This is a genomic window from Azospirillum sp. (assembly GCF_050789165.1).
Genome location: NZ_JBOZRT010000032.1, coordinates 37620 through 63143, shown reverse-complemented (window position 1 = coordinate 63143; position 25524 = coordinate 37620). Strand labels below are relative to the sequence as shown.

The 25524-nt window shown below is 69.7% G+C and carries 24 protein-coding genes; 16 read left to right on the top strand and 8 right to left on the bottom strand.

Translation table 11 applies throughout. The features are described 5' to 3' along the window. Nucleotides 1-264: 264 nt before the first annotated feature. From ACRWK7_RS06505 to dctP, 6 genes are all read right to left on the bottom strand, one after another. Nucleotides 265-1266, bottom strand: a complete 1002-nt coding sequence (locus tag ACRWK7_RS06505; RefSeq protein ID WP_431855389.1) for an NAD-dependent epimerase/dehydratase family protein — start codon at nucleotides 1264-1266, stop codon at nucleotides 265-267. Next, nucleotides 1263-2054, bottom strand: coding sequence for an HpcH/HpaI aldolase family protein (locus ACRWK7_RS06500; protein WP_431855388.1), 792 nt, complete (start codon nucleotides 2052-2054; stop codon nucleotides 1263-1265). Before ACRWK7_RS06500 ends, ACRWK7_RS06505 begins: the two co-directional genes overlap by 4 nt. Before the next feature lie 86 nt (nucleotides 2055-2140). Then, a complete protein-coding gene (locus tag ACRWK7_RS06495) occupies nucleotides 2141-3859 on the bottom strand; it encodes an N-acyl-D-amino-acid deacylase family protein (protein WP_431855387.1) in 1719 nt (572 codons plus the stop codon). Between the two features lie 37 nt (nucleotides 3860-3896). After that, the gene (locus ACRWK7_RS06490; protein ID WP_431855386.1) at nucleotides 3897-5198 is read right to left on the bottom strand and encodes a TRAP transporter large permease; all 1302 of its coding nucleotides are present in this window, start codon (nucleotides 5196-5198) and stop codon (nucleotides 3897-3899) included. Continuing rightward, nucleotides 5188-5766, bottom strand: a complete 579-nt coding sequence (locus ACRWK7_RS06485; RefSeq protein WP_431855385.1) for a TRAP transporter small permease — start codon at nucleotides 5764-5766, stop codon at nucleotides 5188-5190. Before ACRWK7_RS06485 ends, ACRWK7_RS06490 begins: the two co-directional genes overlap by 11 nt. Nucleotides 5767-5768: 2 nt before the next feature. Next, entirely contained in the window at nucleotides 5769-6773 is a 1005-nt protein-coding gene (dctP, locus tag ACRWK7_RS06480; RefSeq protein ID WP_431855384.1) for a TRAP transporter substrate-binding protein DctP, read from the bottom strand. A gap of 169 nt (nucleotides 6774-6942) precedes the next feature. Between dctP and ACRWK7_RS06475 the strand changes: the two genes are divergently transcribed. Next, complete coding sequence (locus ACRWK7_RS06475) at nucleotides 6943-7857, top strand: SMP-30/gluconolactonase/LRE family protein (protein ID WP_431855383.1); 915 nt, start codon at nucleotides 6943-6945, stop codon at nucleotides 7855-7857. A gap of 145 nt (nucleotides 7858-8002) precedes the next feature. Here the strand turns inward: ACRWK7_RS06475 and ACRWK7_RS06470 are convergent, their stop codons facing one another. Next, on the bottom strand, nucleotides 8003-9703 hold the full coding sequence (locus ACRWK7_RS06470) for a methyl-accepting chemotaxis protein (RefSeq protein ID WP_431855382.1): 1701 nt from the start codon (nucleotides 9701-9703) through the stop codon (nucleotides 8003-8005). Between the two features lie 341 nt (nucleotides 9704-10044). Further along, on the bottom strand, nucleotides 10045-11436 hold the full coding sequence (locus ACRWK7_RS06465; RefSeq protein ID WP_431855381.1) for a dicarboxylate/amino acid:cation symporter: 1392 nt from the start codon (nucleotides 11434-11436) through the stop codon (nucleotides 10045-10047). A 214-nt stretch (nucleotides 11437-11650) separates the two neighbouring features. On the opposite strand from ACRWK7_RS06465, the gene ACRWK7_RS06460 reads away from it, so the two are divergent. From ACRWK7_RS06460 to ACRWK7_RS06390, 15 genes are all read left to right on the top strand, one after another. After that, a complete protein-coding gene (locus tag ACRWK7_RS06460) occupies nucleotides 11651-11812 on the top strand; it encodes a hypothetical protein (protein ID WP_431855380.1) in 162 nt (53 codons plus the stop codon). A 453-nt stretch (nucleotides 11813-12265) separates the two neighbouring features. Further along, nucleotides 12266-14119: a multicopper oxidase family protein gene (locus ACRWK7_RS06455; protein WP_431855379.1), complete on the top strand. Its 1854-nt coding sequence runs from the start codon at nucleotides 12266-12268 to the stop codon at nucleotides 14117-14119. 68 nt (nucleotides 14120-14187) lie between these two features. Further along, nucleotides 14188-15696, top strand: coding sequence for an FAD-binding protein (locus ACRWK7_RS06450; protein WP_431855378.1), 1509 nt, complete (start codon nucleotides 14188-14190; stop codon nucleotides 15694-15696). Between the two features lie 101 nt (nucleotides 15697-15797). Then, entirely contained in the window at nucleotides 15798-16244 is a 447-nt protein-coding gene (locus ACRWK7_RS06445) for a hypothetical protein (protein WP_431855377.1), read from the top strand. Nucleotides 16245-16308: 64 nt separating this feature from the next. Beyond that, a complete protein-coding gene (locus ACRWK7_RS06440; protein WP_431855376.1) occupies nucleotides 16309-17421 on the top strand; it encodes an alpha/beta fold hydrolase in 1113 nt (370 codons plus the stop codon). Nucleotides 17422-17505: 84 nt separating this feature from the next. Further along, entirely contained in the window at nucleotides 17506-17907 is a 402-nt protein-coding gene (locus ACRWK7_RS06435) for a hypothetical protein (protein ID WP_431855375.1), read from the top strand. A 14-nt stretch (nucleotides 17908-17921) separates the two neighbouring features. Continuing rightward, entirely contained in the window at nucleotides 17922-18668 is a 747-nt protein-coding gene (locus ACRWK7_RS06430) for a beta-ketoacyl synthase chain length factor (RefSeq protein ID WP_431855374.1), read from the top strand. After that, nucleotides 18658-19440, top strand: coding sequence for a lysophospholipid acyltransferase family protein (locus tag ACRWK7_RS06425; RefSeq protein WP_431855373.1), 783 nt, complete (start codon nucleotides 18658-18660; stop codon nucleotides 19438-19440). Before ACRWK7_RS06430 ends, ACRWK7_RS06425 begins: the two co-directional genes overlap by 11 nt. Next, nucleotides 19427-19687, top strand: coding sequence for a phosphopantetheine-binding protein (locus ACRWK7_RS06420; protein WP_431855372.1), 261 nt, complete (start codon nucleotides 19427-19429; stop codon nucleotides 19685-19687). The genes ACRWK7_RS06425 and ACRWK7_RS06420 overlap by 14 nt, the downstream gene beginning before the upstream one ends. Before the next feature lie 6 nt (nucleotides 19688-19693). Beyond that, on the top strand, nucleotides 19694-19942 hold the full coding sequence (locus ACRWK7_RS06415) for an acyl carrier protein (protein WP_431855371.1): 249 nt from the start codon (nucleotides 19694-19696) through the stop codon (nucleotides 19940-19942). 16 nt (nucleotides 19943-19958) lie between these two features. Continuing rightward, nucleotides 19959-20504 (top strand): hypothetical protein, encoded by a 546-nt coding sequence (locus tag ACRWK7_RS06410; RefSeq protein WP_431855370.1) that lies wholly within the window; start codon nucleotides 19959-19961, stop codon nucleotides 20502-20504. Beyond that, a complete protein-coding gene (locus ACRWK7_RS06405) occupies nucleotides 20501-22144 on the top strand; it encodes an AMP-binding protein (RefSeq protein WP_431855369.1) in 1644 nt (547 codons plus the stop codon). The genes ACRWK7_RS06410 and ACRWK7_RS06405 overlap by 4 nt, the downstream gene beginning before the upstream one ends. Then, entirely contained in the window at nucleotides 22141-22548 is a 408-nt protein-coding gene (locus ACRWK7_RS06400; protein WP_431855368.1) for an acyl-CoA thioesterase, read from the top strand. The genes ACRWK7_RS06405 and ACRWK7_RS06400 overlap by 4 nt, the downstream gene beginning before the upstream one ends. Next, nucleotides 22545-23144 carry an outer membrane lipoprotein carrier protein LolA gene (locus tag ACRWK7_RS06395; protein WP_431855367.1) on the top strand — a complete coding sequence of 200 codons (600 nt, stop codon included), beginning with the start codon at nucleotides 22545-22547 and terminating at the stop codon, nucleotides 23142-23144. Before ACRWK7_RS06400 ends, ACRWK7_RS06395 begins: the two co-directional genes overlap by 4 nt. Further along, on the top strand, nucleotides 23141-25459 hold the full coding sequence (locus ACRWK7_RS06390) for an MMPL family transporter (protein ID WP_431855366.1): 2319 nt from the start codon (nucleotides 23141-23143) through the stop codon (nucleotides 25457-25459). The genes ACRWK7_RS06395 and ACRWK7_RS06390 overlap by 4 nt, the downstream gene beginning before the upstream one ends. Nucleotides 25460-25524: the final 65 nt, after the last annotated feature.

Here is a 25524-nt window from a genome sequence, read left to right as displayed (position 1 = left end):
TCACACATGGGATAACCGCCCGTCAGGCGGCTTCAACGCATCATTACAGCGCAAATAATGTCATATGCAGCCCGTACTCCGAGCTTCATCATCAAAACAGAAGCTCATCAAGCTCGTCTGTTCATAATTTTATTAGTGACACATTCAATTATTGTTGTCAACGCTGATAATGCGCTTATCAATATTTATGATTTATGAAGCGCCCCGCGCGCGTTCCTGCACCCCTTCTTTCCCAAGGGAAGAAGGGGTGCTGGTCAACCTCCGTCACGCCCGCCCCGGTGCGTCCGGCAGACCGTCCAGCCAGCGGCGCAGCCGGCGGACACCGTCGCGCACCGCCACCACCGCCTCCCAGCCGAGCGCCTCCCTGGCCTTGGCGGGCGAGATCAGCAGCCGGTCGTGCTCGGTCGAGCGGGCCCTGCGGGTGTCCGCCACGTGTTCCGGCCGGAGGGGGCTGCCGTACTCCTCCAGGACCATGGCGACGATCTCGTTGACGCTGGTGGAGCGGCCCGACGCCAGGTTGTAGGCCTCGCCCGGCGCGCCCCGCTCCATGGCCGCGACGCACCCGGCGGCGGCGTCGCCGGCGTAGAGGTAGTCGTGCGCCTCCGCGCCCGAGCCGCGGATCGTCGGCGCCCGCCCGTCCCGCACCGCCTGCAGGGCTTCGAGGATGTAGAGCGCGTTGACCCCGCGGCCGTGCTGGTTCTCGCCGTAGACCGTGGAGAAGCGCACGGCGCAGAACGGAACCCCGTGCTTCTGCGCGTAGAGGCGTCCCATGCTCTCGCCCAGCAGCTTGGAGGAGGCGTAGGCCGCGAAGGCGGCCGAGACGTCGTTTGAGCGGAACGGCGTCGCCTCGGTGACCTCGTCGTGCACCTCGCCGCCGTAGACGGCGATGGAGGACGCGAAGACGACCTTCCGGCCGCCGAGCAGACGGGCCGCCTCCAGGATGTTGAGCGCCCCCATGACGTTGACCTCCACCCCCAGCGGCGGATCGGCGGCCAGCGGCAGCGTCAGGTAGGCGGCCAGCGCGAACACGCCGTCCACGCCCGCCATCGCGTCCATCAGGGACGGCAGGCGCAGCACGTCGCCGCGCACCGCCCGCACGCGGTCGTCGCGCTGCAGAGCCTCGACCACCGCGCCGCTGCCCAGGCTGAGGTTGTCGTACAGCACCACCTCGGCCGCCCCGGCGTCGAGCAGCGCGCGGGTGAGGTGCGAGCCGATCAGGCTGGCGCCCCCGGTGATCAGGTATTTCCGCCCGGCGACGCCGCTCATGCCGTCACCTTCAGCTGCTCGCGGCAGCCGAGCGCCGCCGCGCGCAGCGTCTTCGCCAGGATCTTGTAGTCGATGGAGTAGACGAAGAAGCGCACGCCCTTGTCGGTCCAGGCGGCGATCTCGGCCGGGTCGTTGATGTAGACGCCGACCGGGATATCGCGGCGGCGGGCGGCGGCGATGCTGGTCTCGACGGCGGCGGTCACCGTGGGATGCCGCAGCTCGCCGTGCACGCCCAGCGAGGTGGCGAGATCGGCCGGTCCGGGCATGACCCAGTCGACGCCCGCCCCCTCCAGCACCTCGTCGATGGCCTCGACGCACTCCCGGTCCTCGATGAGGCCGATGGAGAGGACGTCGCGGTTCGAGCGCGCCACCGTCGCCGCGAAGTCGGCCAGCCCGAAGCCGGCGGCCGGCACGCCGGTGCAGGTCGGCCGCGTGCCCGCCGGCCAGTAGCGCAGCGACGCCAGTGTTTCCTTGGCGCCGGACCCCGGCAGCCCGAGGTGCGGCAGCATGATCCCCTGGGCCCCGGCGTCGAGCAGGCGGGGCGCGTCCGCCAGGGTGGCGTTGCCGAGCCGCACCACCGCGCCGATGCCCGACGCGGCGCAGGACCGAAGGTGGGCCAGCACGCTGCGCACATCGTTGAGGGCGTGTTCCATGTCGATGATGACGAAGTCGAAGCCCGCCTCCGCGTAGACCTCCGGAATTCCGGGGTCGGGCGAGAAGACGAAGCTGCCGAGCAGGCAGGAGCCCACGTTCAGTTTCTCTTTCAGGGTCTGGGACGGTGCCGGCATGGGCGCGTCTCCTGCTGGGGGTAACGGGGGCGGCTGCGCGCCGCGCGTGGTGTTAGCGTGGGCGCGGCTGTGCGCCGCGCATGGCGTTATCGGGGGCGCGGCTGCGCGCCGCGCACCAGGCGCCCGGGCAGATGGCCGGTCGGCGCGCCGTCGCGGTAGGTGATGGCGCCGGACACGATGGTCGCCCGGTAGCCGTCGGCGCGCTGCCCCAGCCGACGGCCGTTGGCCGGGAGGTCGTGGACGATCTCCGGCGGGTGCAGGCGCAGGCCGGCGAAGTCGATGACGTTCACGTCGGCCTTGTAGCCCGGCGCCAGGACGCCGCGGTCGTGCAGCCCGACGGCGGCAGCCGTGTCCTGCGTCTGCGCCTTGATGACCCAGGGAAGCGGCAGCCGCTCGCCGCGCGTCCGGTCGCGGACCCAGTGGGTCAGCAGATAAGTCGGAAAGCTGGCGTCGCAGATGTAGCCGTAGTGGGCACCGCCGTCGCCGAGGCCGAGCACCGTGTCGCGGTGGCTCATCATCTCCAGCACCACGTCGAGGTTGCGGTCAGTGTAGTTGTAGAGCGGCCGGTACAGGATGGCGGTGCCGTCCCGCTCCATCAGGATGTCGTAGGCGACCTCGGCCGGCGGCCGGCCCTCGCGCCGGGCGATGGCGCCGATGCTCATCTCGGGCGGCGGCTCGTAGTCGGGCGGGTCGTCGACGCGGTAGAGGTTGTCGTAGTTGGCGACGCGGTTGGCGAAGACCGGATCCTCGGGCCGCTCGGCGACGATCCGCGCCCGCACCTCCGGGTCGCGCATGCGCCGCAGCCGCTCGGCCAGCGGCAGGTGCGCGATGGACTCGTAGGTCGGGCATTGCGAGAACGGGCACAGCGACAGCGCCAGGCTGAGCAGGATCGCCACCGGGCGGGAGCCGACCTGCGCCCGCATCTCCAGCCCGTCGTCCACCGCCTGGGAGATGTGACCGAGCAGGTGGCGCCAGCGCTGCGGCGCGTGCTCGTGCTGGAGCAGCGACAGCGACAGCGGGCGCCCCGACCGCTCGACGATGCGGCGGATCATGGCGAACTCGGCGTCCACGTCGTCGAAGTCGGAGATGAGCTGGAGCACGCCCTGCCCCGCCTCCCCTAACCCCCGGGCGATGGTGGTCAGCTCGTCCTCGGGCGCGCCGAGGCTGGGCGTCGCGGAACCGTCGCTGCTGCGGTGGATGATCGTCCGCGAGGTGGAGAAGCCCAGGGCGCCGGCCCGCACCGCCTCGGCGGCGAGGCGGGCCATCTCCGCCTTGTCGGCGTCGGTTGCCGGCTCGCGCCGCGCGCCGCGCTCGCCCATGACGTAGACGCGCAGCGGGGCGTGGCCGATCTGCGCCGCCACGTCGGCGTCGAAGCGGCGGGCCTCCAGCGCATCCAGGTACTCCGGGAAGGTCTCCCAATTCCAGGGCAGGCCTTCGGCCAGGACGACGCCGGGAATGTCCTCCACGCCCTCCATCAGGCGCACGAGGATGTCGCGATGGTTCGGCCGGCACGGCGCGAAGCCGACGCCGCAATTGCCCATCACCACCGTGGTCACGCCCAGCGTGGAGGAGGAGCGCAACCGCTCGCTCCAGGTGACCTGGCCGTCGTAATGGGTGTGGATGTCGACGAAGCCGGGCGTGACCAGCAGCCCGCGCGCGTCGATCTCCTCGGTTCCGCGGCCGGGGACCCGGCCGACGGCGGCGATGCGCCCGCCGGCGATGGCGACGTCGCCCTCGAAAGGCTCGCCGCCGGTGCCATCCACGACGGTGCCGCCGCGGATGACGATGTCGAATGTCTCGGACATGGTAGGGAATTCCCGATGGGTCGCGTTCGTCGTCGCGTCAGCCGCTCATGTGCATGGGCAGCCACATCGCCAGCTCCGGCCACAGGAAGAGCAGGCCGAGCAGGACGAACATGATGAGGTGGAAGGGGATCGAGCCCATCACCACATCGCTCAGCTTGCCGTCCCAGATGCTCTGGATGACGAACAGGTTGATGCCGATGGGCGGCGAGATCTGGCCCAGCTCGATGAAGACGACGAGGATGACCCCGAACCAGATCGGGTCGATGCCGTAGCTGTGCAGGATCGGGTACAGCAGCGGCACCGTGATGACGATCATCCCCAGGCTTTCGACCAGGCACCCCAGCACGGTGTAGAGGATGAACAGCGCCAGGAAGAACTCCAGCCGGCTGAGGTCGAGGCTGATGACGAAGGCGGTCACCGCCTCCCCCACCCCGGCGTAGCTGATCGCGTAGGAGAACAGGAAGGCGCTGTAGGTGATGAACAGGATGTTCCCGATGACGCCCACCGACCGGCGCAACGCGTCGAAGAAGATCCGCGGCGTCATGCGCCCCCAGACCGCGCTGACCACGATGGCCAGCAGGCAGCCGGCCGCCGCCGCCTCGGTCGGCGTGACGAAGCCCAGGTAGAGCCCGCCCAACGTGGCGCCGATGATCAGGAAGAAGGGCGCCATCTCGACGAGCGCGCGCAGCGCGTCGGCCGCCGTGCGCACCCCCTGCTCCACCGGCGCGACGCCCGGCCGGTAGATGGCCTGGACCGCGATGTAGGCCATGAACATGGCGGTGAGCAGCAGGCCGGGCACCACGCCGGCCATGAACAGCTTGGCGACCGAGGTCTCGGTGAAGGTGCCGTAGATGATCATCGCCAGGCTGGGCGGGATGAGGATGCCCAGCGTGCCGCCCGCCGCCAGCGAGCCGGCCGACAGCCGCCGGTCGTACTGACGCCCGATCAGCTGCGGCAGCGCCGCGCTGCCGATGGAGGCCGCCGTGGCGACGCTCGACCCGCTGATCGCGGCGAACACGGCACAGCCGGCGATGTTGGTCTGCAGCAGGCCGCCGGGTATGCGCGCCACCAGACGCGACAGCCCCTGGTAGACCCGCTGGTTCAGCCCGCTAGCCTGGAGGATCTCGGCCATCAGGATGAACAGCGGCACCGCCGTCAGGGTGAAGCTGTCCATGCTGCCCCAGCTGACGAGGCCGAGGGCCTTGAAGGCCACCAGCCCGCCCTGGAAGTAGAGGTAGAGCACCGCCGGCAGGGCGATGGCGAAGGGCACCGCCATGCCGGCGGCGAGCAGCCCGAGGAACACCACGAAGACCAGGATGATCTGCAGTTCAGGCCCCATGGCGGCCTCCCGGTTCCCTGACGGCCAGCCGCTGGACGTCGCGCACCAGAGTGCGCAGGAGGGTGAAGCCCAGCACCGCGCAACCGATGGGCATGGACAGGTACGGGAGCCACAGCGGCGTCGCCAGGTTGGTGGGCGCGGTCTCGCCGCTCTGCCACGCCACCAGGACCAGCCGGCCGGTCTGCCACAGCAGGATGAGGGCGAAGCCGAAGGAGAGCGTGTCGAACACCAGTTCCGACCACGCCCGGCCGCGCTCGCCCAGGCGCGCCTGGACGAACTCGACGCGGTGGAAGGCGTGGTCGACCTGGCAGACCGAGAAGCTCAGGAACGTCAGCGCGACCAGCAGATAGCCGCCCAGCTCGTCCGTTACCTCGAGCGAGTGGTTGAGAACGCCGCGCGCCACCACCTCGGCTCCGATCATCACCATCATGGCGATGAGGATGGCTTGGCACAGCCATTCCGCCCCTCTCTCGGCGGCGCTCTTGCGCGGGGCCCAGCGCCGGGTGTTGAGGAACGGGGACGCCCCGGCGCCGTGCGGGTCCCCATGCGGGTCCAGGGGGCGGTCCATGCTCAGCGCCCTACGGTGGCGCGGATCTTGCCGAGCGCCTCGACCGCCTCCGGACCGTGCGACTTCGCCCACTCGTCCCAATAGGAGGCCATCGTCTTCTGTGCCTGCTGCACCTCCTCGGGCTTGGCCTCCGTCACCACGATGCCGGCCTCGGCCAGCTTGCGGGTCAGGTCCTGCTCGTCCTCGCGCATGGTGGCGGTGATCCAGGGGCCGGCCTCCTCCACCGCCTTGCGCAGCTTCGCCTGGGCCTCGGGCGGCAGCTTGTCGTACGCCTCCTTGTTCGCGATGATCAGCGAATTCACGTAGTTGATGCCCAGGCGGTAGTTGTACTTGACGAGGTCGCGCCACACCCAGCCGAGGCCGGAGCTGGCGGTGAAGCCGCCGTCGATCACGCCGCGGTCGATGGCCGAGGGCACCTCGGGCGCCCCGAGCGTGACCGAACTGCCGCCGAAGCGCTTCAGGAACTCGCTCTGTTCGGGCGAGGTCACGCGCAGCTTCTGGCCCTTGATCTCGGCGAGGCTCTTCAGCGGCTTGCGCGACCACGCCACCTGCTGCGGGTAGGAGTACGAGCCGAGGACCACGATGCCCTTCTTGGCGTACGCCGCGGCCATGTACGGCTCGACGATCGCCGAGACCTTGGCGAATTCCTGGTCGTCCTGCACCAGCATCGGCAGCCGGGTGACGCCGGCCATCGGGATGCTTCCGGTGAAGAAGGAATCGGCCGCGATCTGCACGACGTTGTCGGCGACCGCCTGGGTGATGTTGGAAGCCTTGATCGGCAGCGACCCGCCCAGGTGCAGCTTCATGGTGAGCTGCCCGTTGGTGTCCTTTTCCACCGCTTCGGCGATCCTGGCCAGCCCTCTGGCCCCCGCCACCGTCGCCACCGGGTTGTACGTGTACATTTCCCATGTTTCCGCCGCCGCCGGAGCGGCCGCGATAGCGGTGCCTGCAAAGCCGAAGATGAGGGCGAGCGTGGGCTTCGAGGCGCAGGTCTTCCAACCGGCCATGGCGTTCCCTCCCAAGTATGTTCTTTTTTCAAGGTTGAGCTTTTTCCCGATCCGGCCCATAGTCAAGTACAAAAATGACTTATGAGTCATAAGTCATATCGTGTGTGAAACAGTGAATCGTGATGAATGAGTCCTTACCGGACCAATGAACAATCGCAAGGGAGGATCCATGTTTGCACCGCCCCCCACCGCCGAGGCGCGCGTCTTCGCCCGCCTCCCCGAACAGTTCTCGCGCGCGGCGTCGCGTTCGGCCTGGGTCGACGTCCAGTTCCATGGGGCGCCGACGCCGAGCTTCCTGGAAGGACCGTCCTTCGATCGCGACGGGAACCTCTGGGTGGTGGATATCCCCTGGGGGCGCATCTTCAGGATCGCACCGGACGGGCGTGTGGACCTCGCCGCGGAGTACGATGGAGAACCGAACGGTCTGAAGTTCCACCGCGACGGCCGCGCCTTCATCACCGACCACCGGCACGGGCTGATGGTGCTCGATCCGGCGAGCGGGCGGGTGGAACCCTACCTGGAGCGCGCCCTGCTGCAGCGCTTCAAGGGGCTGAATGATCTCGTGTTCGCGTCGAACGGCGACATCTACTTCACCGACCAGGGGCAGACCGGCCTGCACGACCCGACCGGGCGGCTGTTCCGGCTGCGCACTGACGGACGGCTCGACTGCATCCTGGACAATGTGCCGAGTCCCAACGGCCTGGTTCTCAACAAGGACGAAACCATCCTCTTCCTCGCGGTCACCCGCGACAACGCGGTGTGGCGGGTGCCGCTGATGAAAGACGGCGGCGCCAGCAAGGTGGGCGTCTTCATCCAGATGTCCGGCGGCGGCGGGCCTGACGGCATGGCCATCGACGAGGACGGCAACATCGCCGTCTGCCACGTCGGTCTGGGCTCGGTCTGGCTGTTCAGCGCCATCGGCGAACCGATGCTGCGGATCAAGTCGCCCGAGGGCCTGCTGGTAACCAACTGTGCCTATGGCGGCGCCGACAACCGGACGCTCTTCATCACGGAATCGAAGTCGGGGACCGTTCTGGCGGCGGACATGCCGGTCGCCGGCCGGCGGATGTTCTCACACAGCTGAGGAGACCGCCGCGAACATGGGGGGCCTTACCCGATGCCGCCGCAAAGGCCCCCCCGCACCGTCTCCACAAAACGCTCACGTGCACGCGCCGGGTGAACGCTGGAAGCCGACGGCTGGCTTGGGGGTCAGTTCCCCCCGCGACGCGTCAGGCCGCCGAACGGACGTTGCCGAGGAATCTCGACACCTCGCCGCGCAGCTTTTCCGCCTCCTGTGACAGGCTCCCGGCCGCTCCGGCCACCTGGGCGGCGGCTGCGCCGGTCTCCCCCGCGGCCTGATTGACGCCCAGGATGTTGGATGACACCTCCTGGGTGCCGCGCGCAGCCTGCTGGACGTTCCCCGCGATGTCGCGGGTCGCCGCCCCCTGCTCCTCGACGGCCGAGGCGATGGCCGTCGCGATCTCGTTCATCCGGGTGATGGTTCCGCCGATGCCGCGAATGGCCGCCACGGCGCCGTGGGTGGCGCTCTGGATCTCATCCACCCTGGCCTGGATGTCTCCAGTCGCCTTGGCGGTCTGGCTGGCCAAGTGCTTGACCTCGCCCGCGACGACGGCGAAGCCCTTGCCGGCCTCGCCGGCCCGCGCCGCCTCGATGGTGGCGTTCAGCGCCAGCAGGTTGGTCTGGCTGGCGATGTTGTTGATGAGGCCGACCACGTCGCCGATCTGCTTCGCCGCCTCGGCCAGCCCGGCCATCATGGCATCGGTCCGTAGAGAATCCTCGACCGCCTGGGCGGCGATCTGCGTCGAGGCGGCGACTTGGCGGCCAATTTCCTGGACGGAGGCGGAGAGTTCTTCCGTGGCCCCGGCAACCGTGTTCACGTTCGCGGACGCCTGCTCGGCGGCGGCCGCAACGGCGGTCGACTGGCGGGATGCCTGCTGGGCCGTCGTGGACATCGCCGTGGCGGCGGCCTCCATCTCCGTGGCGGCCGAGGCGACGGCCTCGACCACGTCCCGGACGCTTGCCTCGAAGGTATCGGCCATGGCCAGCATCATGGCCTTGCGCTCCTGCTCAGCCTTGGCCCTCGACGCCTCCTGCTCGGCCTGCATGCGGCGCATCTCCAGACCATTGTCCTTGAAGACCTGCATGGAGCGCGCCAGCGACCCGACCTCGTCCTTGCGGTCGGCCCCCGCGACGGTCACGTCGAGGTTGCCGTTGGCCAGGGTGGACAGCGAACCGGTGATGCGGGCCAAGGGGCGGGCGATCAGGACCACCACGATCCACACGACGAAACCGATGGCGAGCGTCAGCCCCACCGCCGCACTCACCAGAACGTTGCGCCCGGTCTGCTGCGCCATTTCGTCGGTCCGCTTGGAGATCGCCTCCATTTCCGAGCCGAGCGCCGCCACCCGCTCATCGGTGTATTTGGTGAGCGCCTTCAGGGCGGGGACGGCCTCCTCGTCCAGGAGCTTGAGGGCGGCATCCCTTCCGCTTTGCAGGCCCGCCGCCGCGGTCCTCTCGGCAGCCTTGCGATAGTCGGCGGCCAAGGCGCGCAGGCGGCTGGCGGCCGCACGGCGCTCGTCGGTGTTCGACGTCTCGTCGAGCTTCGCCAAGGTGTCGTCGAGGCGGGCGAGCCGGTCGCGCACCATCCCTGCAGCGGCCTGCGCATCGGCTTCCCGGCTGGCCAGGATGATGTTGCGCAGCTGGACGGCGGCTTCGGCGATGGTCTTGCCGCTGTCGAGCATGCGCGCGCGACGCGACGCGACGAGATGGATGGCCTCGTTGGTAAGCCTGTTCAGGCCGTCGACCTCGACCTTGGCCTCCCAGGCGATGCCACCCGTGACGATCCCCAGAAACGCGATCGGAATCAGGATCTTGGCGAGGAGGGAGAGATTTGTGAACCAGCGTGCCATGGGTGTGCCCTTCGGTGCTATGGTCGCTTCGACGCGCTCTGCCACCGGACCGATCGACGGCCTTCCCAAGGGAGCCCGGCAGAACAGCGGCGTTTTGTCGCAGCTCGCACGATGATCTCCTTCGTTCCTAAAGGAACGGTGAATTGTTCCCCGTGACCGGGCGCCTGCTGAAATCTTATTAGTGACCGCCGCACAGCCGGTGGCGATCACGGGCGAGACCGCCCACAACGTCGAGGCGGCCTTGCGCGAAACCGGACGCCGGGCGGAGCAGAGCAATGACGCGGCGATGGGACGCTTTTTCGCCCAAGCGCGCTCCGACAAGACCGCCGTGCGCCCTCTGGTCAGAGCGCCGCCCTCCGGCGCATGTCGGCGTCCTGGACCTCGCGTTGCGCCAACAAATCCTCCGGGACGTCGGCCTCCTCGTCCGTCTCGTGCTCCAGATGGCTGCGCATCCGCTCGGTGTCGAGCGCGCCCTCCCATTTCGACACGACGATGGTGGCGACTCCGTTGCCAACGAGGTTGGTCAGGGCGCGCGCTTCCGACATGAAGCGGTCCACACCCAGGATCAGGGCGATGCTCGCCACCGGGATCGTACCGACCGACGCCAGCGTTGCGGCCAGAACGATGAAGCCGCTGCCCGTGACGCCCGCTGCGCCCTTGGAGGTGAGCAGCAGCACCCCGATGATCCCCAATTCCTGCCCCAGGGTGAGCGGCGTGTTGGTGGCCTGCGCCAGGAAAATCGCCGCCATGGTCAGGTAGATGCAGGTGCCGTCGAGATTGAAGGAGTAGCCGGTGGGAATGACGAGCCCGACAACCGACTTGTCGCAGCCCAGGTTCTCCAGCTTGGCGATCATGCGGGGCAGCACCGATTCCGAGGAGGAGGTGCCCAGCACGATCAGCAACTCCTCCTTGATGTAGCGGACGAAGTGAAAGATGCTGAACCCGAACATCCACGCGATGCCTCCCAGAACCCCGAAGACGAACAGCAGGCAGGTGAAGTAGAATCCAGCCATCAGCTTGCCGAGCGACAGCAGTGTTCCCACGCCGTACTTGCCGATGGTGAAGGCCATGGCGCCGAAGGCGCCTACCGGCGCCACCCGCATGACGATGCCCACCACCTTGAACAGCGCAGCGGACGTCAGGTCGATGACGTTGAGCAATGGCCGGCCCCGCTCGCCCAGAAAATGGAGACCAAAGGCGAAGAGCACCGCGAACAGCAGCACTTGCAGGATCTCGCCCTCGGCGAAGGCCCCGACAACCGTGTTGGGAATGATGTGCAGGATGTAATCGACGGCGTTGGTCTTCTCCGCCGCCTGCGTGTAGGCCTGGATCGCCTTGGTGTCCAGCGTCGTGGGATCGACGTTCATGCCCACGCCGGGCTTCCAGAGATTCACGACCACCAAGCCGATCACAAGCGCGACGGTGGTCAGCACCTCGAAGTAGATCAACGCCTTGATGCCGACTCGCCCGACCTTCTTCATGTTTTCCATGCTGGCGATGCCGTGCACGACCGTGCAGAAGATGATCGGTGCGATCAGCATCTTGATCAGCTTCACGAAGCCGTCACCCAGCGGCTTCATGCTTTCGCCCAGCTTCGGGTAGGCGTAGCCGAGCGCGATGCCGATGGTGATCGCGCACAAGACCTGGAAGTACAGGTTTCGGTACAGCGGCTTGCGATGCGGGTTCTGAGGCGGCCGTGGACCGGATGCCGCTGTATGGGCAACGTCCTGCATGACGCATCTCCCTTGATGCCCCGCCGGTCTGCGTTCGGATGGCCGGCATTCCGTCGCTTCCCCTTACCAACCGACCCGGGATCAGTTTCCGCGCCCCCTACTCCTTTATTGCTGCCCGGTTTCTTTCGCCGAATTCACCCGACGCGGCGCCGTTAACAGGACGCTCATTGTTGAACGCTATCATTGCGTCAGACTCAGTGAAGGAGTTGGCGCCATGAGCATCCTGGATGACCGTGCGGTGACGGCGCTCCAGCGCACGAACACGCCGACGCCGGACGATCTCGCCTGGTATCGAAACGTCGCCTATTGGAAGTTCATCACCGGGGCTTTGTTCTTCAGCGCGTGCAGCCTGCTGCCGCCCCTGCTGCAACCGTGACGACACCGCCCGGGTCGGGTCTGGCTCGGCCGCCTGGGTGACGAAAACGCATTGGCGACCGGCCTTTCCCCCGAGAACCGGGCCGTCCGATCGATGCCTGACGGCAGCCCGACCAAATGGCACCGGGCACGCCCGATCTCCTGCACCTGTTCTCGCCCAACCCACTCACTCCCCCACCGAGCCGTGACGTGAGCGGGCGTGTCTGGACGCGCAGGCCCATATCTCCGACGGCTTTCACACCAGCATACTCAAGTATGCGACCCCGCATCTCTCAGCTTACAAAAGTATGGATCGGTATTGACGCATAAAGGCCGCAATAATTTCTTGCGGGTCAATTCTTATCTTCTGTACCGTTATCGCATCTCAAAGAACACGCACGCTGCCGTACGGGGCAAGCCGGGGACCAGGCGCGCCCGTATCGTCGTACAACCAACATTCCTAGGGGAGCGAAGAATGAAGACTTGGTTTGGGATGCGCACGATCTCCCGGCGTTCGGCCCTGCTGGGCGGTTCGGCGGCGGTGGCGGCCGTAGCCACGGGCGGCGGCGTCGCGCAGGCCCAGACGGGCACGCACGAAGCCCATCTCGGCGACCACCCCGGGTCGCTGGGCGCGCGCATCCGTTCGACGACGACGCCAGCACCAGCGGCGCCAAAGGCGGGCGAGGCGCTGCTGGGCGCCGCCCCGGCCGCCGGCGGGGCGCTGCCGACACCGCCCGTCCTCAAGGTGCGCCCGGGCTCCGCCGCGACGCTGGGGATGAAGGCGCAGAGCGTCCAGCTCGGCGGCCGTCCGGCCAAGAACCTGCGCGCCTACGACAACGTCACCGCCCGGCAGTACCTGATGGGCCCGACGCTGGAGTTCGGCCAGACCGGCGCCTTCGGCGTGCGCCTGACGAACGGGCTGCCGCGCAATCCCGACCAGGCGCGGCCCCACATCGTCAACGTTCCCAGCCAGTTCAACACCACCAACCTGCACACCCACGGCCTGCACGTATCGCCGGACGGCCGCAGCGACAACGTCTACCTCGAGGTTCTGCCGAAGGGCACCGAGGCCAAGCACGCCGATGGCGAGACCAGCGTCGTCGGCGGCTTCGACTACGTCTACAATCTGAAGAACCATACCCCCGGCACCTTCTGGTACCACCCGCACCGGCACGGCTCGGTGGCGGTGCAGGTCGCCAGTGGCGCGGCCGGCGCGCTGATCGTCCGCGGCGGGGCGGGCACCATCGACCGGGTGAAGGGGATCGACGGCATCACCGAGCAGGTGCTGCTGCTCCAGCAGGTGATGCTGAACGCCAACGGCGAGCTGCCGGACTTCGACACGCTGTGGAACGCGCCGGGCAACGGGGCGGCGGCCGAGTGGACGGTGAACGGCACCACCGGCCGCACGCTCGCCATGCAGCCGGGAGAGGTGCAGCGCTGGCGCATCGTCAACACCGGCTTCCAGGCCGAAGCGAAGTTCGCCCTGGTTCAGGCCTCCGGCGGCGCCCCGGTGACCGTGACGCTGATCGCCATGGACGGCGTGAACTTCAGCCCGAAGGCGGCGGCGGTGCAGGCGGTCTATCTGCCGCCGGGCGGGCGCGCCGACATCCTGGTGCAGGCCCCGGCGCAGCCGACGCGGCTGCTGGCCCAGGTCGGGCAGTACGTGGCCAAGGGACAGGGCGGGCCGACCACCGGCCTGACCGCCGGCTTCGAGATCGGCGGCGTCTGGCAGGAGGCCGCCTTCGTCGGCGATCCAGCGACCGTCTTCACCGTCGACGTGGCCGGCGCGCCGAAGCCGATGGCGCTGCCCACCGACCCGCTGCCGCGGCCGCTGGTGCCCGAGATCACCGCGGCCACCCCGCCCGACGCCTGCCGTTACGTGGTCTTCGGCGTCACCAAGGTCGTCGCGCCGGCCGGCACGCTGAAGAACGACCTGCCGAGCTACGACCCGGCGGCGATGCCGACCTCGTTCAAGCTGCAGATCAACGGCGAGCTGTTCTGCCCCGGCCGCGTCCTGTTCCAGCCGCCGCTCGGCTCGGTGGACCAGCACGTCGTCTCCACCCCCGGCGTGCATGTCTTCCACATCCACGTGAACCCGTTCCTGGTCACCGAGGTGGACGGCCAGCCGCTGTCCACGCCGCAATGGCGCGACACCATGCTGGTCGGGCCGAACGGCTACAAGGCGCTGACGAAGTACACGGACTATGCCGGCACCTTCCCGATCCACTGCCACATCCTCGACCACGAGGACGTCGGCATGATGACCAACGTCACCGTCGTGGATCCGAACGCCAAGACCCGCGTCGCCGCCGTCACGCACGGCCACTGACCGGCCCCCTCGACCGTCATCGCTCGAAGCGGGCGACCAACGCCCGCAGCCATCCACAGGGAGACTTCATGCTCACGTCCGTTCAGTCGAGCCGCCGCACGTTTCTGGTCGGGGCCGGCCGGTTCGCCACCGCGTCGGCGCTCGCCAGCGCCGTGCCGCTTTCCGCGGCGGCGGAAGCCGCCAACGGCCGCATCGCGCCCTCGGCCCTGAAGGATCTGGCCGCGGCGGTGCAGGGCGGCGTCGTGCTACCCGACGACCCGTTCTTCGGCGACTACGCCCGGCCGAACAACCTGCGCTTCCGCACGCTCCCCACCGCCATCGCGCGCTGCGCCAGCGACCAGGACGTGCAGGCCTGCGTCGCCTGGGTGCGGAAGCACGGCGCCCGGTTCGCCGTGCGCAGCGGCGGGCACAACTACGCCGGCTTCTCCACCACCCCCGGCCTGCTGATCGACATGACGCCCATGAGCGCCATCTCAGCGCTGCCCGGCGGGGACGGGCTGGTGAAGGTGGGCGGCGGCGCCCTCAACGGCATGGCCTACCAGGCGCTGGAGCGGCTGAACCGCACCATCACCCACGGGCGCTGCACCACCGTGGGCGCGGCTGGCTTCCTGCTGGGCGGAGGCATCGGCTTCAACATGCGCATGTTCGGCATGGGATCGGACCTGCTGCAGGCCACGAGCATCGTCACGGCGGACGGCGCGTTGCACGCCGACATCCAGGACGGCGGCGCCGACGCCGACCTGTTCTGGGCCTGCCGCGGCGGGGCCGGCGGGAACTTCGGCATCAACACGTCCTTCACCCTGCGCACCTTCCCGGTGGAGACGGTCACCTTCTTCGACATCACCTGGACCACGGACGTGGACGAGGTGCTGCACACCCTGCTGACGCGGCTCGCCGAGGCGCCGCCGGAATTCGGCAGCAAGATCAGCGTCACCAGCCCGCCGCGCGGCAGCGGCAGCCAGCAGATCAGCGTCTCCATCCTCGGCCAGCTGCACAAATGCACCACGACCGTGGAGGCGATCATCGGCCCCGTGCTCGAGAAGGCGTCGAAGCGGACGATCACCAGGGACATGGCCTACTGGCCGGCGCAGGATCTCCTCAGCGAATTCACCTACCCGTACTTCTATCAGGAGAAATCCTCCTACATGAAGGCGGCGGAGATCACGCCCGACGCCGTCGCCGCCATGGTGCGGCTCGCCCGCCGCATGCCGGGCACCTGCATGGCCAATTCCTTCAAGTTCTTCCAGGTGGGCGGGAAGGTGAACGCCACGCCGGCCGATGCCACCGCCTACGTCCACCGCGGCTACGACTGGCTGTTCTCGTCCGAAGTGAACTGGTGGGACCGGAAGGACCCGAAGGCGCTGGTGGACGAGAACCTGGCCTGGCAGGAGCGGTTCTACGCCACGGTCAACGCGGCGACCAAGGCGGCGGGCGCCTTCCAGAACTTCCCCGATCCCTCGCTGAAGGACTGGTCCGCCGCCTATTACGGCGGCAACTACGCGAGACTGCGGCGGGTGAAGACCGCCTACGACCGGACCGACCTGTTCACCTACCGGCAGGGCATCAAGCCGCTGTGATGCGCCCCCGGCGCGCCTGATGCCCTCAAAATCGATTGCATGGTCGAGCACTCCCCTTAAAATAGTGCAGACCATGCAACGCTCTTATTGTGGGAGGGGTCGTGAGCCGTACCGCCGCCTTCGCGCTGTTCGCCGCCATTCTCTGCGCCGGCATGCCGGCGCAGGCCCGCGACACCCGCCACATGTTCCCGGTTGACGCCGCGCTCGCCACGGCCGCCGCGCAGGAGAAGCTGGACAAGGGTGTGAAGCTCTATTTCGGCAAGCAGAAGCACCCCAAGGCGGCCAAGGACTTCGGCGAGTGGGCCACCAACAAGAAGACCAACGCCTTCAACAAGTCCGACCGCGAGGCGTGCGAGTGGGCGTTCCTCAGCGCCGTGCTGGAACTGCAGGAGCGCGCCCGCAAGCAGGGCGGCAACGCGGTGATCAACATCAAAAGCAACTACAAGAACACGGAAACGGTCAGCGACGCCGAGTACATGTGCGGCGCCGGCGGCCTCATGGCCGGCGTGGCGCTGAAGGGAACCGTGGTCAAGCTGGGTGGCAAGTAGGGTGGCCTCCGGGCGTGTCGACGGCGGCAGCGCCTGCAAGGGTGCAGGAGGCGGAAAGCGATCGATGCGGCGTCGACCGTTGCTGTTGCTGGTGATGGCCGTGACGGCTGCGGTGCTGGTCGGCGCGTGCACCTCTGATCCGGCGGATCCGCTGCCGCCCGTGATCGCCACGCCGGTGCTGGGCTGGTCGGTGATGGTCGCCAACGACGGCACGCCGCTTCCGCTGCACACCTGGGGCGTGGCGGGCCAACCGCGGGCGGTGATCGTCGCCGCCCATGGCATGAACGACTACGGGCTTGCGTTCGACCGGCCGGCGCGGCTGTGGGCGCGGGCGGGCATCGCCACCTACGCCATCGACCAGCGCGGCTTCGGCAAGGCCATGGAGCGCGGCCGCTGGTACGGCGGTGAACGCATGGCCGACGATCTCGTGACGCTGGTCAGACTGGTCCGCGAGCGCCACCCTGACGCGCCCGTCTATCTGCTGGGCGAGAGCATGGGCGGCGCGGTCGTCGTCATGGCGGCGGCGCGGGCGGAGCGGGGGCTGCTGTCCGGCATCGTGCTGTCCGCCCCGGCCGTCTGGGGCACCGGCCTGCGGGCGGCGGTGACGCTGGACGCCGCCACGATCCTGGGCTCGCTGGTGCCGGACGTGACCGTGCCGCCGCTTCGCGTGGCCAATCCCTCCACCGACGATCCCGAGGTCCTGCGCCGCATGCGCGAGGATCCGCTCATCATCCACCGGACACGCTTCCAGACGCTGGCCGGCATCGTGGACCTGATGCACGACGCCCGTGCCGAGGCGCGCAAGGTGCGCGTCCCCGTGCTGCTGATGCTGGGGGACCTGGACGTGCACGTGCCGCGCGACGGCGTGGCGGCGCTGGCCCGCGACCTGCCGCGGGACACGCGCATCGCGCTCTACCCGGCGGGACGGCACCTGCTGATGCGCACGCTGGACGGCGACCGGGTAACGCAGGACGTCGCCGCGTGGGTGCTCGACACGCGCCGCGCCCTGCCCAGCGGCGCCGACCTCCGCGCGCAGGCCTGCCCGACCCTGATGATCAACCCGCGCCGCGGCTGTCCGCAGACCCGCGTCGTCACCAACCCGCGCGCTCCGCAGCCCGCCGCCGACGGCAAGGCCGGCAACCGGCTACCCACGCCGGCCACCGCGCCGCGGACCTGACGCAGGCGGCTATCCACAACGTGACCCTGCCGTGCTAGGGTCGGCACTCGCCCTCACGGGGCAGGCCTACCGCGGGACATGCCGTTGAAGACCACCATCCGCGCACTTTTCATCGTCCTGGCAGCGGCTGTCGCGCTCGGCGGCTGCAACCGCCGGCAACCCATCTACCGGGTGACCGACCACCCGATTCCGGCCGCGGCGCGCGGCCTGCCCGCCGCGACGATCCAGCAGACGATCATGGAGGCCGCCGCCAACCGCGGCTGGCGTGTGGATTGGAAGGCGCCGGGTGAGATGACCGCCAGACAGGCGTGGAAGGAGCACGAGGCGGTGGTCGAGATCCGCTATTCACACGAAAGCTACACCATCGACCACGTCTCCACGACCAACCTGCTGGAGCAGGGCGAAACCGTCCATCGCAACTACAACAAGCTGGTGCGCGCGCTCGAGGACGAGATCGAACGGCGTCTGTACCAGGCCAAGCGTTGAGTGCAGCTCACATCATGACCGAATCCCTGCGTGTCGCTCTGCGCGGCTGGTGCGCCTGGGCGCCGGACCGCGCCACCCGGGCCGCGTGGCGGGCCTGGGCCGGCGCCCCCGCCACCCTCCACGACCATGCCGACGACGACGTGGCGCTGCCGGCGCTGCCCATGATGCTGCGCCGGCGCACCTCGACCGTCGGACAGAAGCTGATCGCCGCCGCGCTGGCCTGCGGCGACGCGGCGCAGACCGCGCGCTACGTCCTCGCCTCCGGCCACGGGGAGTTGGAACGGACCGTCGGAATCATCGACGCGTTGCGCCAGGGCGACCTGCCGTCGCCGGCCGAGTTCAGCCTGTCGGTGCACCACGGGCTGGCCGGGCTGCTGTCCATCCACACCGGCAACCGCCTCGGCCACACGGCGCTGGCCGCCGGACCGGACAGCTTCGCCTTCGGACTCCTGGAAGCCGCCGCCAGCGTCGCCGAGAACCCGTCCGAACCGGTGCTGCTGCTCTACGGCGACGCGCCCATGCCCGAGGCGTACGCTCCCTTCCGCACCGAGGCCGACGCCGCGCTGCCGCTGGCCGTCGCCCTGGCGCTCGGCCCCGTGGACGGCGGGGGCGAGACGATCGCGCTGGAGAGCGCGCCGGCCGGCGGCGAGCGCCCGGCGGAGTCCACGGCGCTGGACTTCCTGCGCTTCCTGCTGTCCGGGGCCCCGCAGGCGGCGTCGCGCGGGGGACGGCTCGACTGGGTGTGGCGCCGTGCTGGCTAGGCACCTGGACCGCCTGTGGCGGCGTGCGGCGACCGGCTTCGCGTTCGCGTTCCTGTTCGGAGGGGGGGCCATCCTGGCGCCCACCGTCTTCCCGCTGGTGGCGTTGGCCAGCCCGCGGGGCGAGATCCGGCGCCGGCGCTGTCAATACCTCGTCCACATCATCTTCCGCTTCTACATCCGGATGCTGCGGGTGTTGCGCGTCATCGACCTGGAGGTCGAGGGTGCCGGGCGCCTGCGCGACGGCTGCGGCAAGCTGGTGGTGGCGAACCATCCCTCGCTGCTCGACGTGGTGCTGCTTATGGCGCTGATGCCGCGCGCCCAGTGCATCGTGAAGAAGGAGCTGTGGGAGAGCCGCTGGCTGGGCGGCATGGTGCGCGGCGCCGGCTACATCCGCAACGATCTGGATCCCGAAGCGCTGCTGGAGGCCTGCCGGACCGCGCTGGAGGCCGGCGACGGCATCATCATCTTCCCCGAGGGCACGCGCACCGTCCCCGGCGAGCCGATCCGCTTCCGCCGCGGCTTCGCCAACGTGGCGACCCTCCTGGAAGCCGAGTTGCAGCTGGTCACCATCACCTGCGATCCGCCCACGCTGATAAAGGGTGAAAAATGGTGGATGATCCCGCCAAGGCGGCCGATTTTTCGCGTCATGGTAGGGGATCGCCTGGACGTCAAGGGGATGCTCGGCTATCAATACCGCTCGCTGGCGGCCAGGAAGTTGGTCCGCAGCTTGGAAGATTATTTTGCGGAACGGCTGGCCGATGGAAGAGCTTGAACGTGAGTTGAAGATCCTGATTGTTGACGCGCTCAAGCTCGAAGACATCGACCCGGGTGAGATCGACAGCGAGGAACCGCTCTTCGGCGACGGCCTCGGTCTCGATTCCATCGACGCGCTGGAATTGGGCGTCGCGCTGCGCAAGGCATACGGCATCAAGATTGAGTCCGTGACCGACGAAGTGAAGCAGCACTTTGCCAACGTGCGCTCCCTGGCCCGGTTCATACAATCCCAGCGCGCGGAGTAAAGGCTGATGCTGACGCAGGACGAGATCTATGCGCGCCTGAAGGGTTATCTCGAAGACATGTTCGAGGTGCCGCCGGAGAAGATTTCCCGCGACGCGAAGCTGTTCGAAGACCTCGACCTCGACAGCATCGACGCGGTGGATCTCGTGGTGAAACTGCAGGAACTGACCGGCCGCAAGTTCAAGCCCGAGGAGTTCAAGAGCGTCCGCACCGTCGGCGACGTTCTCGACCGCGTGCATGCCCTCCTCCAGGAATAGGACGGTTTCGTTCGGCATGGCGGCGCTGGCCGTCGCCGGTGTCCTCTATCCCGCACTGGTCTACGCCGGGCGCGCCGCGGTGCCGCCGCTGGCCTTCGTGGCGGTGGCCCTGGCGCTGATCGGCGGGCGCATCGCCGTCTGCTCCTCCCCCGCGGCGCGGGTCTGGCGCCGGCCGCTGGCGGCGGCGGCGGTGCTGATCGGCCTGCTGGCCGCGCTCGACGGCGCGCTGGCGGCCAAGGCGTACCCGGTGGTGCTCAGCCTCGGCACCGCCGCCGCGTTCGGCGCCTCGCTCCTGCGCCCGCCCAGCCTCGTCGAGAGCTTCGCCCGCCTCCAGGAGCCCGACCTGCCGCCGGAGGGCCAAGCCTACTGCCGCACGGTCACGGCGGTGTGGACGGTCTGGCTGGTGCTCAACGCCGCCGTCGCCGGCGCGCTGGCCCTGTGGGGCAGCGACGAGGCGTGGGCGCTGTGGACCGGCGTCGTCGCCTATGTGGTCATGGGTGCGCTGTTCGGCGGCGAGGTGCTGGTCCGCCGCGCCGTACGCCGGAGGCATGCGGGCGCATGACCGCCATCCCGCTCTCCCGCCTGTTCGCCGTGGGGCGGCCAGACGACACCCCGGTCGCCGACGGCGTCACTTTCGCCCGCTTCCGCGCCGACGTGGCCGCCAACGCCGCGCGGCTGAAGGGCTGCCGCCGCGGGCTCCTGGTCGCGGCGGACGGCTATTGGGGCGCGGTGGGGCTGCTGGCGCTGCTGCACGCCGGCGCCGAGGTGGCGATCCCGCCGAACGCCCAGCCGGGCACGCTCGCCGCCCTCGCCGGCGACGGGGCCGTGCCGGTCGGCGACGACCTGCGGCCCGGCGGCGAGGCGACGGCGCTGGACGCGCTCGACCCCGCGACGCCGCTGACCTTCTTCACGTCGGGCTCGACCGGCGAGCCGAAGCGGGTGGTCCGCACGCTCGGCATGCTGGAGGCTGAGGCGCTGGCGACCGAGGCGGTGCTCGGCCCGCTCGCCGGCCCGGCCGCCCGCGTGCACGCCACGGTGCCGCACCAGCACGTCTACGGGCTCAACTTCCGCCTGGCGTGGCCGCTGGTCTCCGGCCGCCCCTTCGCCGCCGCCATGCACGAACTGTGGGAAACGGCGCTGGCCGCGCTCGACGCCGGCTGCGTGCTGGTCACCAGCCCGGCGCACCTGACGCGGCTGGCCGGGATCGCGCCGCCGCCGCGGCGCCCGGCGCTGGTGCTGTCTGCCGGCGCCCCCTTGTCGGAGGCGGCCGCGCGCGAGGCCGCGGCCCTCTTCGGCACCCCGGTCACCGAGATCTTCGGCAGCACGGAAACCGGTGCCATTGCCCACCGCCGCCGCGACGCCGCCGACCCGCCCTGGCGCCCGCTGCCCGGGACTGTCATCGACCGCTCCCCGGACGGCCGCCTGCGGGTCCGGGCGGCACACGTCGAGGGTGGGGAGCACGTCGGCTCCGACCTCGTGACGGTGGAGGAGGACGGAGGCTTCCGCTTCCTCGGCCGCGCCGACCGCGTCGCAAAGGTCGAAGGCAAGCGCGTCAGCCTGCCCGAGGTGGAGGCGCATCTGCGCCGCTCGCCCCTGGTTGCCGACGCCGCCGTGCTGATGCGGGAGCAGCTCTGCGCCGCCGTGGTGCCGAGCGCCGAGGGGGCCGCGCGCCTGTCGGCCATCGGCGCCTTCCGCTTCGGCCGGCTGCTGCGGCGGGAGCTGTCCGCCACTCAGGAACCCGCCGGCCTGCCGCGCCGCTGGCGCTTCGTGCCCCGCCTGCCGGACGGCGCGCTGGGCAAGCGCCGGCACGCCGACATCGCCGCCCTGTTCGAGGAGACCGCCGTGACCCGGCCGACCGCCCCCGATGTCCGCGCCGTCCGGCCGCTCGCCGACGGGGTGGAGCTGGACCTCTTCATCCCCGGCGACCTTGCGCAGCTGGAGGGCCATTTTCCCGGTATGCCGATCGTGCCGGGGGTGGCGCAGATCGACTGGGCGGTGGCGTTCGCCAACGCGCATCTCGGCCTCGGCATCGAGGCGGCGCAGGCGTTCCAGGTGAAGTTCCGCCGCGTCACCGTGCCGGACACGCAGGTGACGCTGGCGCTGCGCCACAACCCGGCGCGGCGCCGCCTGTCCTTCGAGTACCGCTGCGGGGACGAGCCGCTGTCCTCCGGCTCCATCGGCGTGGAGGGGACCGCACCATGATTTCGGCGGAGGTCAGCATCCAGGCGCAGTTCTACGACCTCGACCCCATGCAGGTGGTCTGGCACGGCAACTACGCCCGCTTCCTGGAGCAGGCGCGCTGCGCGCTGCTCGACCGCATCGGTTACAATTACCCGGAGATGGCGGCGTCGGGGTACGTGTTCCCCATCGTCGACCTCCAGGTGAAGTACGTGCGGCCGATCCGCTTCGGACAGGTGATCAAGGTCACCGCGACCCTGGCCGAGTACGAGAACCGCATCCGCATCGACTACCGCATCCACGACGGGCAAAGCGGCGAACTGCTAACCAAGGCGCGGACCATGCAGCTGGCGGTCAAGGAGGACGGGGCGGAGCTGTGCTTCGAATGCCCCGCGGTGTTCACGGACAAGGTGAGGGCTCTGCTGTGAGGCGCATCGTCGTTTTCCTCCTGGCGCTGGCCGCCTTCCCGGCCCTGGCCGCCGAGACGCTGAGCGACGGGCAGGTGCTGCGCGGCGCCTTCGTGCAGGAGCGCTTCCTCAAGGGCTTCCAGGCGCCGCTGAAGAGCGAGGGCCGCTTCACGCTGGCCCCCGGGCGCGGGCTGATCTGGCGCACCGAGGCGCCCTTCGCCGTCACCACCGTCATGAGCCCGGCCGGCCTCGTGCAGGAGGTGAAGGGCAGCGAGACCATGCGCCTGCCCGCCGCGCGCATGCCCTTCATGTCGAAGCTCTACACCATGCTGGGCGGCGCATTGACCGGAGACTGGAAGGCGCTGGAGGACATGTTCGCGGTGGAGCGCGCGGGCGATGCCGGGGCCTGGACCCTGCACCTGACGCCGCGCCGCGCCGACGACCCCACCATGCCGATCCGCGCCATCGACGTGCGCGGCGGCCGCTTCGTGGAGGAGGTGGAGATCATCAAGCCGGACGGCGACCGCGACCGCCTGACCTTCCGCGACCAACGGCTGAAGGTGGAGCCGCCGACGGCGGACGAGGCGGCGCTGCTGGCCTCGGCGGGCCGGCCGTGAGGCGGCTGGCGGCGCTGCTCTGGCTGGCCATCGTCCTGCTGGCCGGCGGCTACCTCGCGCTGCGTATCCACGACGGCCTGGGCTTCCGCACCGACCTGCTGGCGCTGCTGCCACGCGAGGAGCAGGACCCCGTCCTGCAGCGCGCCAACGACGCGGTCACCAAAGCGCTCGGCCGCCGGGTGCTGGCGCTGGTCGGGCACGCCGACCGCGCGACCGCCCGCGACGCCGCGGCCAAGCTCGGCGACGCCCTGCTGGCCACCGGCCAGGTGGAGCGGGTCGGCGAAGGCATCGACGCCGACCGGCTGAAGCGGCTGGGCGGCCTCTACTTCCCCCATCGCCTCAGCCTGCTCAGCAACGGCGACCGTGCGCTGCTGGCCGCCGACAAGGGGGAGGAGATCGCCACGCGCGCGCTGTCGCAGGCGTTCGGCTTCGCCGGCTTGGTCGACGCCGGGCTGCTGCGCACCGATCCGTTCCTGCTGCTGCCGTCCTTCCTCACCAACCTGCCGTTCCCGCTGTCGCGCCTCGCCCCCGACGAAGGGATGCTGACCGTCGTCGAGAACGGCACGACCTGGGTGCTGGTCAGCGCCGTGCTGGCGGGCGAGCCGTTCGAACTGGACCTCCAGGACCGGCTGGTCGGCGCCGTTGATGCCGCCGTCGGGGACATGCCGGGCGTCACGGTGAAGCGGCTGGGCGCGGTGTTCTTCGCGCACGCCGGCTCGCAGACCGCGATCGCCGAGGCGTCCACGCTCAGCACGCTGTCGCTGGTCGGCACCATGCTGCTGGTGGTGCTGGTGTTCCGCCGGGCGGGGCCGCTGCTGCACAATGTGCTGGCGCTGGCGGTGGGCATGGCGGTCGGGTTGAGCGGTAGCCTGCTGCTGTTCGGCGAGCTGCACGTGGCGGCCCTGCTGTTCGGGTCGAGTCTGATCGGCGTGGCGGTGGACTACAGCCTGCATTACAGCGCCTGCCTGTTCGACCCGGAGGCGGGAAGCCCGCGCGAGCGGCTGCGCCACGTGCTGCCGGGCATCACGCTGGGGCTGGTCACCACGCTGATCGGCTACGCCGCGCTGATGCTGGCGCCGTTCCCCGGGCTCCGGCAGATCGCCGCCTTCTCGATCATCGGGCTGCTGGGCGCCTTCCTGACGGTGGTGCTGTGGCTGCCGCCGCTCGACCGGGCGCGGACGCTGACGCACGGCGCGGGGATGCTGCGCGCCGCGTCGCGCCTGTGGGGCTTCTGGGAGGACGGACGCTGGCGCGGCGTGCGCGCCGCGCTTCTGCTGGGCTGCGTGGCGGCCGGCGTGGTGGGGCTGGCGCGGCTGTCGGCGGACGACGACGTGCGGCGGCTGCAGGCGGTCTCGGCGGACCTGAAGCGTGAGCAGGATGACATCCAGCGCCTGATCGGCGCCACCACCGCCGCGCAGTTCCTGCTGGTCCAGGGGGCCGACGACGAGACGGCGCTGCGGCGGCAGGAGGATCTCGCCGGCACGCTGGGCGGGCTGAAGGCGAAGGGCGCCATCGCCGGTTACCAAATGCCGGCCGCCTTCGTGCCGTCCGCCCGGACGCAACGGGAAAACCGCGCGCTGGTCGCCTCGGCGCTCCACGGCCCCTGGCTGGCGACGCAGCGCGCCCGCCTCGGCCTGCCCCCGGCCGAACCCGACAAGGTGACGGACGAGGTGCTGACGCTGGAGCGCGCGCTGGCGGCGGACGCCGTGCCGTTCCTGCGCGACCTCGTGCTCGGGCCGGGGCTGCACGTGGTGGCCTTGCAGGGCCTGAGCGACCCGGACGCCGTGCGCGCGGCGGTGGCCGGCACGGCCGGCGTGCGGCTGGTCGACCCAACGGCGGACTTCTCGGCCTTGCTGGCCAAGTACCGGCACCGGGCGCTGCTGCTGACGGGGCTAGCCGGGCTGCTGATGCTGCCGGTGCTGGGGTGGCGCTACGGCCTGCGCGGTGCCTTGTGGACGCTGGTGCCACCCGGTTCCGCGCTAATCCTGGCGCCGGCGGCGGTGGGGCTGATGGGCCAGGACTTCACCTTCTTCCACGCCATGGCGCTGGTGCTGATCCTCTCCATCGGCGTGGACTACGCCGTCTTCTGCGCGGAAAGCGGGGTGGAGCGGCAGCCGGTGACCATGCTGGCCGTGTGGCTGGCGACGCTGACGACGATCCTCTCCTTCGGCCTGCTGGCCTTCAGCGGCGTGCCGGCGGTGCACAGCTTCGGCGTGACCATGCTGGTGGGGATCTCCATTGCCTTTCTTTTTGCACCACTTGCGGCGCGCGGCGCGCGGCAGGATGCAACCACAAACGGTGCGCGGGTACTGTGATTGGTGTATGGTCCACGGCACGCTCGTTTCTGGGGATTTTGCTTCACGTCATGACCGCGCATAAG